Below are 746 nucleotides of genomic sequence, written 5' to 3' on the forward strand. Positions count from 1 at the left end.
TGATCGGCAGGGCCATAATATCTTCCAGATCCTCAATAACACCCGGCACTTTAATGACATGACGACCATAACCACTATCTATGGCGCCAGCAGCAACCAACTGGTTATTACGATTAACAATGCTCAACACGGTCTCAAAGTTTATCTGGTATGTTTCCAGTACCAGCGGGTCAACAATAATTTCCAATACTTCATCGCGCTCGCCGCCAATATCGACTTCCAGCACCCCAGGAAGCGCCTCCAAGTCATCTCTTAGATCTCTCACAATAGCCAATAACTGCCGCTCAGGAATAGGGCCTGCCAAGCTCATGCTGAAAACTGGAAACAGAGCGACGTTTACTTCATTAACTTCAGGTTCATCACTACTCGCAGGTAGCTTTGATTTGGCACGGTCAACCTTTTCACGGACGTCATCCAAGGCCGTATCACTGTCAAAACCGGCATCAAATTCAAGCGTCACCGATGCATGCCCTTCGGAGGCAACGGAGCTCATCTCTTTGACACCCTCTATCGACTTAAGCTCTTTCTCCATTGGCCGAATAAGTAGGCGCTCGGCATCTTCAGGTGAAATACCCTCATGCGACATCGATACGTAAACAATAGGAATGGCAATATCCGGCTCAGACTCTTTTGGGATACTCTGATAAGCAAAAATCCCGGATATTAGTAAAAATACCAAGACCAACAGCACAGCACGGCGACGCTCTATCGCCCAGTCGATTGGCGTTTTTGGTGCCGTACCAAAG

1 protein-coding gene is annotated in these 746 nt (G+C 47.9%); it reads right to left on the reverse strand.

What is annotated here, in order from left to right:
* Positions 1 to 721: efflux RND transporter permease subunit (locus A3757_RS03320; RefSeq protein ID WP_197469709.1), on the reverse strand; the 721-nt coding region annotated here is incomplete at its 3' end.
* Between the last annotated feature and the right edge of the window lie 25 nt (positions 722 to 746).

Source organism: Oleiphilus sp. HI0117, from assembly GCF_001635235.1.